Below are 14,028 nucleotides of genomic sequence, written 5' to 3'. Positions count from 1 at the left end.
TTTATATACCTATGGAATCTATATTTAACCCCAGAGAACACTTATCAAAGCTACCAGATACGCCAGGTATTTATAAATTTTTTGATAAAGAAGGTGAATTGATTTATGTAGGTAAGGCAAAAAATTTAAAAAACCGGGTCAGTAGTTATTTCAATAAATCAATAGATGACCGTAAAACTGCCCGCCTTGTATCACAAATAAACAGTATTGAATTTACTATTGTTAATACTGAATTTGATGCCCTATTATTGGAAAACAGCTTAATTAAAAAGCACCAGCCCAAGTATAATATTCTCCTTAAAGACGATAAAACCTATCCCTTTATCTGTATTACGAAAGAGCCTTTTCCTAAACTGGTAGCTACCAGGAAAATTGAGAAAGAGCTAGGTACCTTCTATGGTCCGTATGCCAGTGTAAAAGCCATGCATACTTTAATTGAATTACTCAGGAAAATCTATACTATCCGTACTTGCAATTTACATCTCACGCAGAAGAATATTGACGCACATAAGTTTAAAGTCTGCCTGGAATATCATCTGGGTAATTGCAAAGGGCCTTGTGAGGGATTATTGAGTGAAGAAGAACATAACCGGAATATTGAACAGATTCAGCATATTCTAAAAGGGAATATTAACCCAGCCATTCACTATTTCAAAAACAAAATGGCAGAAGCTGCCTCTGACCTTGCTTTTGAGAAAGCGCAGGATTTTAAATTAAAGATGGATTTATTAAGCAACTTTCAGAGTAAGTCATTGGTAGTAAATCCTAATATTTCAGATGTAGATGTATTTGCTATCCTTTCAGATGAAAAATGTGCCTATATTAATTTCCTGAGGGTAATAAACGGAGCCATTGTACAAACTAAAACCACGAGCATAAAAAAGAAACTAGATGAAACTGATAATGATATACTTACCTTATTGGTAGTTGATATCAGGAATGAATACCAAAGCCATTCCAAAGAAATTATTACCAATATTCCACTGAGCATGCCGATGGAAGGTATCACCCAGCATATTCCACAAATTGGTGATAAGAGAAAGTTGCTTGATTTATCATTAAAAAATGTATTGTATTTCAAAAAAGAGTCCAATGAAAAGCAAACTGAGAATGCAGCGCTGCAAAAGGAGAGAGCACAAAGGGTAGTATTGAAATTACAACAGGATTTGCAGTTAAAAAATCTACCTTTACATATAGAATGCTTTGATAATTCAAATTTACAAGGCACTAATCCTGTTTCTTCCATGGTATGTTTTAAGAATGGGGTTGCTTCAAAGAAAGATTACCGGCATTATAATATTAAAACAGTTACCGGTCCTGATGATTTTGCTTCTATGCATGAAGTAGTTTTTCGCCGCTATAAACGCCTGCTTAATGAACAATCTCCTCTTCCTGACCTGATTGTAATTGATGGGGGAAAAGGTCAATTGAGTGCGGCCTGTGATGCATTGAAAGAATTAAATTTATATGGCGAAATACCCATTGTAGGTATTGCCAAACGCCTGGAAGAGATATATTTCCCAACCGACAGCATTCCTTTACATATTGATAAAAAATCTGAGTCATTGATGTTATTGCAGCGCATCCGTGATGAAGCACACCGCTTTGCCATTACATTTCATCGGGATAAACGCAGTAAAGGAAATCTAAAAAGCACCTTGGAAGATATTCCTGGTATTGGCAAAGAAACAAGCGCTAAACTGCTGAAAACGTATAAGTCAGTAAAAAAAATTAAAGAAGCGGATTTAGAAGACGTCGCTAAGATTATTGGTAAAGAAAAGGCAAATGCTTTAAAAAACTATCTGGCATAAAAAAAGGAGATATTTCTATCTCCTTTTTTGTAAGTGTTATGATTAAGATTAAAACTCCCAAAGGTTGTGTTCAAACTCCATCAATTGTTGTCTCACCCAGTCAGAAGCTAACAATCCTCTGCGGTCACCATCATAAATAGTAACCAGGTCATTATCATCCGGATTAGACACTTTAGTAATACGGCCAGAGAACAATCTCATATCAAATGCATCTGCTAAGTTTTTATGCTCTGCATTATTCTGGCTGTTAAACCAGATCGCATTCGGATTACTTCTGAATATTCTTACCAGATCTTTATATCTGAAAGAGGCAACAGGTTTGTCTAAGTCCTCAGTAGCCAAAATCATGGTAAGAGCCTGAGTATCCCAGTATAATCTGGAACGCTGCTTATCGAAAATTACGTCCTCTTTTAAAATGAAAGAAGTAAAATCACGGGCTTTGTACTCAACTGGTGCTGTGCTTGCAAATGTCCCTTTGATTGTTTCTATTTTCTGATCATTATTCGAGAAAGAATCGTCCAGAACACCTTGTATCTGAAGTTCTAGATCAGTAGTAGAAGTTCCACCTTTTTTCAATAGGTTTTTAATCTGGGTTACTTTTGCAGCAGAAGCAGTTGTCCCATTCGCAATTTGCTGAATATTACGCTCTCTGTCGGTAAGTGTCACCTGTGTTGTTGTCTGGCTCATATTGCCCACAAAATTCTCTATGGGCATAGGAGTATTAACAGAATCACTGGTATAAGGAGTTAGTAAACCGGCTTTTACAGCATCAATAATAACTTTTGTAATTTCGTTATTTGATGCCATTAAAGGCCTGTTCTGCTTTTCCCTTAAATCCACTACCTGCCATACAGTTTTTTTGAACATAATGTCAGATTCGTGAATAGGCCTTACCGATAAAGGATTATATCCTCTCGTATCCGCCTCTTGAGCAAAACCTGCGTTACAAATACAACCTGTAACTGTAAAAGCAAACAGAAACTTCTTAATATTCATCATTAGTTTGTTCTTTTAGAAATGGGGTGGTTTAGTTTATCGGAATATTCCGTATAGTTGAACCTTTCATCTTCACCGGCTCGATCTCACCTTTATAGTTCATTCTGGAAACTTGTCTTACATCAATCCGGATACGATCACCAGGTTTAGCTTGCGCCATTAAGTCAGCAATGGCTGCATTATCTGTACCTGTGATTTTCTTAGGAGAGCCGACCACATTTCTGCCTCTGGCTAGTGTCACTTCAAATTCAGTAACTTTATAACGGGCATCCAATGGGTTGGTTTCTTTAAAGCTTTCATCAGGTTCAGCTTTTACAGTGATACGGCCAGCCTGGTTAGGAGAAACTCCATTCCTATCATCCAGTTCTGCTCCGGTACCACCTAAGAATCTGAGTGTTGGAGTGGGAATTCCTTTTACAGAAAATGTTTCAGCACCAATACGGCTTCCACTGTTACTCACAACAAGTTCTACCTGAGTACCTGTAGGTACAATTCTAACTTCACCATTTTGACCAGGAATAATTGCTGCACCGGAACCTGAGAAAGAAGGCTTATAGCTAGCACCTAATGCAGGTACACTTACGATTAAGTCGTTGGCACATCTTAAATATAAAGCCTTTAATGCTTTCGATTCAACTTTAATAACAGGTTTTACAACTGTATACTCTTGCTTAACTGTAAATACAGTATCACGTCCACCGGGCATAGGAACTTTGATCTGACCTACCCATTCCTTTTTTGCCTGACCATTTTTATCATATGCGCCAGGGCCAGCTTTAAATTTAACTGTCCCCATACCACTCGCATCTACTGCAATAGGATTTCCGGAAGCAGTCATAGTAGGTTTGGTTGAAGAAGAAAAGGAAGCTACGAACATTTTAGCCTCATATTCAGATCCTTCAGCTACTACACTTGAAACAGGGGCAGCAATAGCCATAAACTGGTCAGCCACAATAATCTGGCCTTCTACGATTTTACTGATGCTTTCCAGGAAAGCAGTTTCGTATCTGGCGATTTCACTTTGTTTCTGGCTGATAGTAGCTAAAGCTGCTACTAAAGGTGTCTGCCCGAAATTAAATTCAGCAAAATCTTTAGCGCTTTGAACCGGATCTCTTTTTACAGATGGAATATCTTTAGGCTCTACTGCCAGAGGCTCGATTTTTACCTTAATCCGCTCATCCAATTTATTCAGTTGAGCGCTTGTCTGACTCAAATAATCAGAGAGCCTGTTTAATTCAGTTCTCATTTCATATCCTTTGCCATTTTTATTTCCACCAATCATTAAAGCCTCAACATCTGCCTCAGCATTAGGATTTTTGAAATTCCCAGTCTCAGGATCTATATCACCAGTTTTAACAATAAGCTCCTTCTTCAAACCTTCCAGATAGGCCATCGTTTTCGCAGTTTCCTGTTTTATTTCTTCTGCTTTTTTCATAAAACCGGCATTTCTCTGGGTATTATCTGCTCCTTTAATCGCAGTTAATATAGCTTGATTATCCTTTGTAGCTTTGTCATTAGCAAGTTCCAGACTATCATTGAGGAACTTAAATTTATCAATAATCGCAGAACTAACTTGCAGGGCAAGTAAGGCAGTCAGTACAAGGTACATCATGCCTATCATCTTCTGCCTTGGGGTTTCTTTTCCTCCGGCCATATTTTTATTTAATTATACCTGTTTAACGTTTTTACACTTATTTAATTATTGGCCTTTCATTGCACTTAACATGCTACCATATACTCTGTTCAGTGAAGTCAGGTTAGTAGTGAGTTTAGACAATTCACCTTTAAATTGCTCAGTATCTTTGCTGGCATCAGACATATTCTGCATAGCAGAGGTCAGGTTACCATAGAAGGCATTCATGGCTTTTAAATGCTTGTTTGTATCCTGTAATTCCAGTTCATATACAGCATTCAAAGCACCTAAGTTTTTAGTAATTGTTTGCAATTGAGCATGATATGATTTTGCATCCTGTGAAGCAGTAGCCATTTCAGACATTGCACTTACTGTGCTGGCATACGACTTATTCATCTGTACAATAGAATTAGAAGCAAGTTGTACATTCTTTACATATTCGTTAGTAGCTACTGAAGCATCAGCCAGATTTGTCATTTTAGTAACAGACTCTGACAAACCTTTCATGCTATGTCCTAAATTTTCAACTAACTCTTTAGAGATAGGCTTGAAAAGATTAGCATCTGGTAATACAGCCTGGCTTTTGCCATTGGTACGTGTAGAGTCACCTGTATAACCATCAGCTAATTCAGGATATACTCTTGTCCAATCAGGCTCATGTGCAGCCGGTGCAAAAGCACTACATAAGAAGATAAATGCCTCTGTACTTAAGCCGATTACAAGCATAGCACCCGCACCTGGCCAGTGCATAATTTTAAACATCGCACCCACGATAACAATAGCAGCACCCACCCCATAAACGAAGGGCATCACTTTATTAAAAAAGAAATCTGAAGAACCACCTTTTTTAGCACTCATTTTAGTAATTGTTTAATTGTTTAAATTTAAATTGTTTAACACTAAGGGAAAAATGAATAATTCTAAGTTATTAATGTATTGGACCTGTTTTATTTTTGTATTTCTTATTAAAATTCTCTGCCAGAAGAGCGGCCTAAGTAAGTCATGGCACATCTGAAACCAATATATGCTTTAGTCGTATCCTGAAATTCATAGGTACGTGTACCAGTTTCCAGGTAATAAGCTACATCTTTCCAGGAACCACCTCTTACAATTTTACGAGGCTCGTTATCATCATCATATTTTGGATTCAAATCCCAGGTAACCTGCATAGCAGCTGGGTTATAGGCATCTTCACACCATTCAGACACATTACCCGACATATCGTATAAGCCGTAATCGTTGGAGAAGTACGAAGCTACAGGAGCTGTGTACTGATATCCATCATTATAGTAGTTACCTCTGCCTGGTTTAAAGTTTGCAAGCAAACATCCAAGTGTATTAGTTAAGTAAGGATTACCCCATGGATATTTAGCCATATCTCTGCCACCACGTGCAGCATATTCCCATTCAGCTTCTGAAGGCAAACGGAAATTAGGCATTGCAAATTCACCCTGGCTAGCGCGGTAAGCATTCAAATATTTAGTACGCCACTCACAGAAATACCTGGCAGCCCACCAATCTACACCAACAACCGGATAATCGTCAAAAGCAGGGTGCATGTAATAATATTCCATCATAGGGTCGCCATAGTGGTGAGCAAAATCCTTTACCCAAACAGTGGTATCAGGATATAGCTCCTTCATGATATAGTCTTCCCCTAAGGCTGAAACAGAATCTGTCAGCATGATATTAATAAACTGACGGTATTCATTATTAGTAATTTCAGTATCATCCATGTAGAAACCACCAATTGTGATTTGCTTGTTCATGTTGATCTGTGTAGCTGGCACGTCTTCATCGGCCTGGCCCATGTGGAAAACGCCGGAAGGCACCAGAACCATTCCATAAGGAATCACTTGTTTCCATCCTTCTCTGCCCTGAACCCCAACAAGCTCGCCCTGATCGTCGCCTTTTCCTTTTTTTCCCAGAAGGCCGCAGCCTTGCAGGAATAAAGGTACTATTGCCAGCAAGCAATAAATAACTCTCAAATTCATTTTATTCATAACACCTGAGTAAATTGTTGTTTCTGTTTGTTTTGGTTTGACAGTAAAAGACATTACAAAATTATAGGTTAACTTAAATTTCATTCTTCAAAGATAGGCCAATTCTAAACATTGTAATGTTTTATGTAGAAAACGATATTATTTAATGTATATTTTCAATCAAAGTAATCCGTAAAATAAATTTTTTAAACCTATTAATGCCTGAACCGTGGCGTACGTACAATTGGTTTAGCATTAGGGTTTGGTGCAGGAAGCGTATAGGAAAGCATGATTTCGTTAGAGGTAGGACGTTTTAAGGGGCGGGCTTTAATAATATAGTCAAATCCATAGCCTAATCTGAGTGATTTATCTTTTAGTAAACTAACGCCTACTAATATGATGGCTGCATCGCCCTGTCTGAAAGACAATCCACCCCAGAATTTTTCATCATACGTAGCAACGGCACTTAATTCAAAAGAGTATGTATTGAAATCTGATTTTAATAAAACGGAGGGTGTTAATACTATATTATATGTAAGATCATAATCATATCCTGCCGTAAATGACAAATGATTTTGCAGTGGATTTTTCAAAGAATCAGAACCAAAGTCAAATTCCGACCGGATAAGATGATTCATACTCACACCTGCATAATATTTCTCACTGCGGTAATATACACCTAATGCCATATCTGGCCTGATCTGGTATTCCTGACCAGTACGGTCTGACAATGTTGGATCATCAGGATCTATTGCCCGATACAAATCAAAGTCTATTCCTTGAGAGTACATTCCTCCTCTCACACCTAAAGACAATTTACCGTTTTTAACAGGAAAATGATAAGCATACGACACCTGCGCTTCCAGATTCCTCAAAGGGCCTAATCTATCATTTACAATATGTATTCCTACGCCACTCTTCATTCGAAGAATAGGTGCATTTACACTAAAATTCTGGGTAGTAGGGGCTGTACCATCATCGAAAGAAGCCTGGTAAGCCGTCCATTGAGACCGGTGAATCAATTGGAATCTGGTTTGACCTTCCACACCTGCATAAGCCGGGTTCAGAAACAGTGTATTGAACATATACTGGCTGAACTGTGCATCCTGCTGTGCGAAAGAAGACAAAGGGAATTGTATAATAAAAAGTAGTATAGCTGATAAACTTATTAACGTTTTTCTCATGGCACAAGTAGAGATTCAGCTATAAATATACTAAATGATATATACTTATAAATAAACCGGACTTAATAATTGTAAAACGCTGAGAAAATAATTATGTTTTTCAAAGAGCTGGAAAAGAAATCGCTATAAATCTATGCTTTTATTACCTCTGTTTAAGAGCCTACTTTATTAGCTTTCCTTATATACATCTCTAGAGCGCCAGCCATGGAAGGCGCATTGGGAAGTGGAGCCTCAATATCTAATATCAATCCTGCATCCCTTACTGCTTTGGCTGTAGTTGGACCAAAAGCAGCAATTCTGGTTTTATTTTGTTTAAAATCAGGAAAATTTGCAAACAAAGATGTAATGCCAGAAGGGCTAAAGAAAGCAATAATATCGTAATATATATCCGCCAGATCAGACAAATCACTGGCGACAGTATCATACAATACAGCTTCAGTCAGATTCAGACTGTTAACATCCATAAATTCCGGAATATCATTGCGGCGGATGCTAGAGCAAGGAAACAGAAATTTTTCATTTTTGTGTTTCTTTAACAATTCCAGCATTTCTGCAGCTGTTTTGGTGCCAGTAAAGATTTTTCGTTTCCTAATTACAATATATTTCTGTAGATAATGTGCGGTCTGTTCCGAAATACAGAAATATTTCATGTCAGCAGGTACTTCAATTTTACTCTCTGCGCAGATTCTGAAAAAGTGGTCTACGGCATTGCGGCTGGTAAAAATAACGGCTGTATGATCTAAGATATTGATTTTCTGCTTTCTGAATTCCTTTAAAGGAATCGGATCAATTTGAATAAACGCCCTAAAATCTACTTTTAATCCATATTTCTGTGCTAACTCAAAATAAGGAGATTTTTCGTCAGAAGGTTTGGGCTGGGAAACTAATATGCTGGATACTTTATGAAACCTGTCCTGGGCATCCATTGTCTGTACTACACTCATTCTGTCTTTATCCGAAACAAAAATTGATAAACTAAGAATAATTTACGCAACTAATACTTTTATACCTATCAAAAGAGGGGTAAGTTCTGTGGCGCAAAGGTACGAAAATAAATATAGATTTTTTACTGATGTTAACTTATTTAAAGCAAAATTTATTATCACCAGTCTAATAAAATTAAAAGCTATAATAATATAAATAACCTGCTGACTGGCTGTAGAAATAGCCATAGGAAACGACAGATAAATTACAAACAGTACTGGTACGATTATACTGTAAAACAGTCTTGAGAACAGTAAATATTTGTAAAAATGGATATGTATGACGTTAGAAAGGTTAAATAGACTTCCCAAAAAATACAGGAAGAAATATTTAGCAATGATGAGTATAAAAATGGAGAGCGATAACAGTGAAAAATAGTAAAAAAGTTCGACAAAACCTGTTGCCGTTTGTAAAATACGGTCATTAAGCAGTTGTTTTTCAGAACTTTTTTGAATGAGTATATACAAAAAAGAGAGCAACAAACTGTGATTGAGAATAAAAAGCATGCTGAGTCTGCTTAAAGGCCTGCTTATAAGAATAGTGTCTTCCTTTATTGCTAAGCTGAACAATGGCTTTATATTATAGTAACTTCTAAAAGCATTTGGATGATAATTCCATAAAAAGGCAAATAAGGCTGTGATAAGGATGGCAGCAACAATGCTGAAATCTGCTAAACCAGATTGCTCTCTTGGCTTTAATGGAAGTACAGATGCTTCCTGCATAGTATCACCTGAAGAACGCTCAATATAATTGATAATCGAAACAGATGGTTTAATAGAATGACCTAAATGGTTATAAAAACTCAATAATAATGTAGGCTGTTGATATATTTTTCTCAGGCTATCTATATTCAGTATCAGGGTCTGCCCATCTGTTAATTTTCTATTCAACTGAGCCTGAATGAAAAGATATACAGGCTTGGGCGTTTGAATAAGCAAACGATATCCTTTGTAATTATTAGGATTTAATTCCAGATGCAATGCCTCTGTATTTCCATGAACACGTTGTAAATAAGGGACATAGGATTTATACTCTGCATCATATACCTGCCAACTCTCCTCCAGATCCTCAATCGTCTGATAATTTTCTTCCGGAACTTCAACAGCTGCTAAGAGCTGGGAGCCTGAGAGAAGAAAAAGTACAAGAAAATGTATATAAGCAATTATTTTCATTCAGTTTTCAACCTTTTGAACTTAACGAGGTAGCCCAGTACAAAACTGAACAATACAGATACAAACAATAATATAAACAACTGGAGGTTCACACCCCATTGCTGTGAAAATATTACAAACAGGACGATAAGAACATTGAAAAAGCCTAATGCGGCAACGGTAGATAATTGTGCAAATCCCAAAGACATCAGGCAATGGTGAATATGATTTTTATCCGGAGTAAATGGTGAAATACCTCTATATAGCCTGATGATCGTTACCCGCAGCGTATCCAGTAAGGGAATAAATAAAATGCCTATTGCGATGGAAGGAGAAGAATCTGTGGCGCGCATTTCAACAAATTGAATGGCCATTACTGAAATAATAAAGCCACAAACCAGAGAGCCTGCATCTCCCATAAATATAACAGCTCTATGGAAATTATACCTGAGAAATCCCAGTATGCCTCCTGCCAGACAAACTGCTACATCAGCATACGCACTATATTGTTCCCCACCATACAGGTAAAAATACACCCCAAAAGAAACGGCGATAATAATGATGATCGTACCGGCTAAACCATCTAATCCATCAATTAAATTTGTAGCATTGGTGATACCTATTATTGCCAGAAAAGTAAATCCATAACTAATCCCATTTTCCAGTTCATAAATGCCCATCAGTCCCTGAAAACTGGTAATGCGGATATCAGCCATAAATACGACAATGCCGGTAGCCAGTATCTGAACAAAGAATTTTTTAAATGCCGAAACTGAGATTATATCATCTTTTAAGCCAATAAAGAACAGCACAATACAACCAGCAAGCAGATGCTGAACGCCATGTTCCAGGCGGCCAAAAATTGTGAGTGCCGACATAAACCCGCTGAATATGGCTAATCCACCTAAACGGGGGGTAAGATAGGCATGAATTGTCCGGCCATTAGGCTCGTTGAGCAATTTTTTGGTATGTGCTATCTGGATAATAGACGGAATAGCAAATACGGAGATCAAAAAAGCCCACAGAAAAGACAGGAATATGACTGGGATACCACTCAAGGAATTTCTGGTTAAAAATTAACTGCTGTATTTGAAGGATTAAATTATTCTGCTAGCAAAATGCTCAATAGAATCTCATACAAATATATATGTTTCATTAACAATTTTAAAACTTGCTTGTAAGCCCAAAATGTATTCTGGCGAAGTTAAATCCAAATTTCCTATCCTGGCTTTGTCCCATCGCATAAATGAGTTGAAATATACCCAAGTTCGTAGTAAAACTTACACCAGCACCAGTTCCAAGTGGATGATCTTCATAATAACTACCAGGAATAGCATATTTGATATAGGACTGATCGTAGAATAGAAACAAATAGGAAGTTGGCTCAATAAAATACCTGTACTCAAGCGTTAAAACCGCATAATCTGACGCAAAAAAGAAGTTTTCATTATGTCCGCGTAAACTGGTTAATCCGCCCAGCCGGAACAGATCATTTTTGTATAGATTGGAATTTGCTATTTTACCTGCTTTTATGCTTGTAACCCATACACTTCGTGGAGTAACAGGAAAATAAGTATCAATAGCAGCTTTTGCCAGAATCTGTAAGGAGTGTTGTGGTACATTTTCGTACAATTCCTGTGCGACGAAAGGATTTTTGGAAATTCTTTTGTTTCCTGCCCAGGCTCCTGCTGATATAGCAAATCCCTTCACCGGATTTCTTAGATCATTTGTATGATTCCATATATAATCGATCCCATAATACAAATACCGGTAATCCGAAAATACAGGTAATTCAGCAGATTCACGATAGTGAGCATTGCTCCCTAACTGTGAATTTTTCAATCCAGCCAGAAAACTGATTTTTCCGGCATTCCCTGTAAAATAGCCTATAGAAACCTGCCTGTCAATAGTTAAAAAAGTAGTGTCCTCTTTAAGGATATTAAAATTTCCTTTTAAATGAAAAGGTGTTCCCAGCAAAGCCGGATGCTCATAACTAATATCCAGCCTGGGCGACTGGGGACGGATTTGCTGCCATTTTAACAAAAAAGATTTACCACTACTGAACAGGTTGCGTAATTGCAGGTTGAGTTCACCAGTTATCAAAAGTTTATTTCCTTCCTTTTCTCCAGGTAAAAAACCTATAATGCCATCAACAGAATTGGCTGCTGCCTGAGTGAGATGAAAAACCGGATAAGCTCTTTCATTTTTAAAAACTACTCCAAAAGGCTGCGTTACTGTTACATAGGGCAATTGTTTTAATAATTTTTCTGCCTGTTCTACTTTTGTCTGGCTAAAAGGCTGCCCGGGCAAGAGCCTTAGGTAAGCTGACAAGAACTTACTTTTTAAACGGGCTTTTCCTTGTATCTGTATGGAATCAAAGATGAAATAGGGTCCTCTTGTATGCTTGAGGGTTGCAGTGATTTTGTTGTGAGTAAATCCAATGGAATCCAAGGAGATAGTTGCAAAAGGATAGCCACGCTGGTCAGAATATTGCAGAATTTTTTCCTCCAGTCTGCTGACTTGTTTGTAACTAAATATGCCATTTTTATATACCTTCTCGCGGTAACCTACCTGGCTAAGGATATTTTCCTCCACATTCCCAGGCTTCAACGCTGCCCATCTGATGGTTTCCCCTATGTGAATATATGCATACACAGAATCCTTCTGAAATGAAAGGCTATCTACAGAAGCAAGCAAATAAGATTGTTTATGCAGCAGCTCAACCGTATGCTGAATATATCTGATTACAGCTACAGAATCCGCATGGGCAGAATGCTGCTTTACTTTTACACTTAATGGCGCTGTTGTATCAGGTAATATCATTTGCAAATGATATTTTCGTTGTGCCACTGAGTAATGGGTAGCAAGCAGAAATACCACAAACAGAATAAACACAAGCGTAAAAAAGTAGGGAAAGCGCAAAACCAGAAAACGAAATGAATGAGTGTATAAAATTTAAAATATTAACAAGCCTTAACTAGTTAAATTAAGCTACTGACCAGAAATACACATATCTGGATTTATTACCTGAGTTTCTCGTTGCCAGAGGTATAAAACAAATATACTATCTTTGCAACGTAAATGTAACCGCTGATTTTCATCTTTTTTGCCTAAAATCTTTCATCTGTTTTGTCTGGCCTATATATTCATATTCCTTTCTGTAAACAAGCTTGTCATTATTGCGATTTTCACTTCAGCACCAATCTCAGCACAAAGAATCAGTTGGTATCGGCTTTGGTAAAAGAACTGGCTTTGCAGAAGGAATATCTTGAGAAGAATACTGTTCTTGAAACCATCTATGTTGGAGGAGGTACTCCTTCCCTGCTTAGTGAAGCAGAGCTGATCGATATTTTCGAAGCTATCCATAAATACTTTTCTATTGCTCCTAATCCAGAAATAACGCTTGAGGCCAATCCGGATGATTTAACCACACAAAAATTATCTCAATTAAAAAATTCTCCTATCAACCGATTTAGTATAGGAATTCAGTCGTTTTACCAACCACATTTACGTTATCTCAACCGGGCACACAACGCACAAGAAGCCAAGGATTGTGTAAAGAAAGCACAGGATACAGGTTTTAATAATATCAGTATTGACCTGATTTATGCCATTCCTCATCCAGATCATTCCGTATGGGAACAGGACATGGCTACCGCTTTGCAGTTAAATATTCAGCATATTTCTGCCTATTGCCTCACCATCGAAAACCGCACAGCATTTGGAAAATGGCTGCGTAGTGGCAAAATACAGGCAATAGACGAAGAGTACAGTGCCCAGCAATTTATTAGTCTGATGCATACCCTCCAGAATAATGGATTTGAGCAATATGAAATCTCCAATTTTGCCTTGCCAGGACATGAAGCAAGGCATAACAGCAACTACTGGAAAAAACAGCCCTACCTGGGTATTGGTCCCAGTGCACATTCTTATAATGAATCTACAAGGCAGTTTAATGTAGCCAGTAATACACAATACATGAAGTCTTTAGAAAAAGAGATGGTGCCTTATACACTTGAAACACTCACCATTGCAGATCAGGTAAATGAGTACATTATGACGAGTTTGCGAACAAAATGGGGATGTAATCTGGAGAGTATTAAAAATTGGGCTGGTATTGATATTCAGGCGTCTAATAAAATCTATCTGGCTGATTGCCTGAAACGAAATTTAGTTACCTTAGAAAATGAAGTACTCAAGCTAACTGAGTCAGGAAAATTAGTTGCCGACCAGATCGCTTCTGATCTTTTTATAGTGGAATAAGCAAAGTGAGTAAACCTACACTGA

11 protein-coding genes are annotated in these 14,028 nt (G+C 37.5%); 2 read left to right on the top strand and 9 right to left on the bottom strand.

Annotation, left to right across the window (positions count from 1 at the left end; translation table 11 throughout):
- Window positions 1-11: 11 nt before the first annotated feature.
- Entirely contained in the window at window positions 12-1,811 is a 1,800-nt protein-coding gene (gene uvrC / locus GXP67_RS21430) for an excinuclease ABC subunit UvrC (RefSeq protein ID WP_162445016.1), read from the top strand.
- Between the two features lie 48 nt (window positions 1,812-1,859).
- Here uvrC and porN read toward each other — a convergent pair whose 3' ends face one another.
- From porN to GXP67_RS21385, 9 genes are all read right to left on the bottom strand, one after another.
- The gene (gene porN / locus GXP67_RS21425; protein ID WP_162445015.1) at window positions 1,860-2,810 is read right to left on the bottom strand and encodes a type IX secretion system ring subunit PorN/GldN; all 951 of its coding nucleotides are present in this window, start codon (window positions 2,808-2,810) and stop codon (window positions 1,860-1,862) included.
- A 28-nt stretch (window positions 2,811-2,838) separates the two neighbouring features.
- Window positions 2,839-4,461 carry a type IX secretion system motor protein PorM/GldM gene (gene porM / locus GXP67_RS21420; protein ID WP_162445014.1) on the bottom strand — a complete coding sequence of 541 codons (1,623 nt, stop codon included), beginning with the start codon at window positions 4,459-4,461 and terminating at the stop codon, window positions 2,839-2,841.
- A 45-nt stretch (window positions 4,462-4,506) separates the two neighbouring features.
- Window positions 4,507-5,298 (bottom strand): type IX secretion system motor protein PorL/GldL, encoded by a 792-nt coding sequence (gene porL, locus GXP67_RS21415; RefSeq protein WP_162445013.1) that lies wholly within the window; start codon window positions 5,296-5,298, stop codon window positions 4,507-4,509.
- 107 nt (window positions 5,299-5,405) lie between these two features.
- The gene (gene porK, locus GXP67_RS21410; RefSeq protein ID WP_162445012.1) at window positions 5,406-6,443 is read right to left on the bottom strand and encodes a T9SS ring complex lipoprotein PorK/GldK; all 1,038 of its coding nucleotides are present in this window, start codon (window positions 6,441-6,443) and stop codon (window positions 5,406-5,408) included.
- 194 nt (window positions 6,444-6,637) lie between these two features.
- Window positions 6,638-7,606: a PorP/SprF family type IX secretion system membrane protein gene (locus tag GXP67_RS21405; RefSeq protein WP_162445011.1), complete on the bottom strand. Its 969-nt coding sequence runs from the start codon at window positions 7,604-7,606 to the stop codon at window positions 6,638-6,640.
- 152 nt (window positions 7,607-7,758) lie between these two features.
- Complete coding sequence (locus GXP67_RS21400) at window positions 7,759-8,550, bottom strand: uroporphyrinogen-III synthase (RefSeq protein ID WP_162445010.1); 792 nt, start codon at window positions 8,548-8,550, stop codon at window positions 7,759-7,761.
- Between the two features lie 42 nt (window positions 8,551-8,592).
- Complete coding sequence (locus tag GXP67_RS21395) at window positions 8,593-9,762, bottom strand: DUF4271 domain-containing protein (RefSeq protein ID WP_162445009.1); 1,170 nt, start codon at window positions 9,760-9,762, stop codon at window positions 8,593-8,595.
- Window positions 9,759-10,799, bottom strand: coding sequence for an MraY family glycosyltransferase (locus tag GXP67_RS21390; RefSeq protein WP_232064527.1), 1,041 nt, complete (start codon window positions 10,797-10,799; stop codon window positions 9,759-9,761). Before GXP67_RS21390 ends, GXP67_RS21395 begins: the two co-directional genes overlap by 4 nt.
- A 106-nt stretch (window positions 10,800-10,905) precedes the next feature.
- Complete coding sequence (locus GXP67_RS21385; RefSeq protein ID WP_162445008.1) at window positions 10,906-12,636, bottom strand: POTRA domain-containing protein; 1,731 nt, start codon at window positions 12,634-12,636, stop codon at window positions 10,906-10,908.
- A 234-nt stretch (window positions 12,637-12,870) separates the two neighbouring features.
- On the opposite strand from GXP67_RS21385, the gene hemW reads away from it, so the two are divergent.
- Window positions 12,871-14,004 carry a radical SAM family heme chaperone HemW gene (hemW, locus tag GXP67_RS21380; RefSeq protein WP_162445007.1) on the top strand — a complete coding sequence of 378 codons (1,134 nt, stop codon included), beginning with the start codon at window positions 12,871-12,873 and terminating at the stop codon, window positions 14,002-14,004.
- Window positions 14,005-14,028 lie beyond the last annotated feature (24 nt).

The organism is Rhodocytophaga rosea, from assembly GCF_010119975.1.
GTDB classification, from domain to species: domain Bacteria; phylum Bacteroidota; class Bacteroidia; order Cytophagales; family 172606-1; genus Rhodocytophaga; species Rhodocytophaga rosea.
The sequence above is the reverse complement of the archived record's forward strand: the minus strand, read 5'-3'. Positions and strand labels throughout refer to the sequence as shown.

Bases quoted from the DNA above. Each gene is read 5' to 3' on its own strand.
- porL (WP_162445013.1), bottom strand. From the start codon at position 5,298: ATGAGTGCTAAAAAAGGTGGTTCTTCAGATTTCTTTTTTAATAAAGTG.
- porK (WP_162445012.1), bottom strand. From the start codon at position 6,443: ATGAATAAAATGAATTTGAGAGTTATTTATTGCTTGCTGGCAATAGTA.
- GXP67_RS21405 (WP_162445011.1), bottom strand. From the start codon at position 7,606: ATGAGAAAAACGTTAATAAGTTTATCAGCTATACTACTTTTTATTATA.
- GXP67_RS21400 (WP_162445010.1), bottom strand. From the start codon at position 8,550: ATGAGTGTAGTACAGACAATGGATGCCCAGGACAGGTTTCATAAAGTA.
- porN (WP_162445015.1), bottom strand. From the start codon at position 2,810: ATGATGAATATTAAGAAGTTTCTGTTTGCTTTTACAGTTACAGGTTGT.
- uvrC (WP_162445016.1), top strand. From the start codon at position 12: ATGGAATCTATATTTAACCCCAGAGAACACTTATCAAAGCTACCAGAT.
- porM (WP_162445014.1), bottom strand. From the start codon at position 4,461: ATGGCCGGAGGAAAAGAAACCCCAAGGCAGAAGATGATAGGCATGATG.
- GXP67_RS21395 (WP_162445009.1), bottom strand. From the start codon at position 9,762: ATGAAAATAATTGCTTATATACATTTTCTTGTACTTTTTCTTCTCTCA.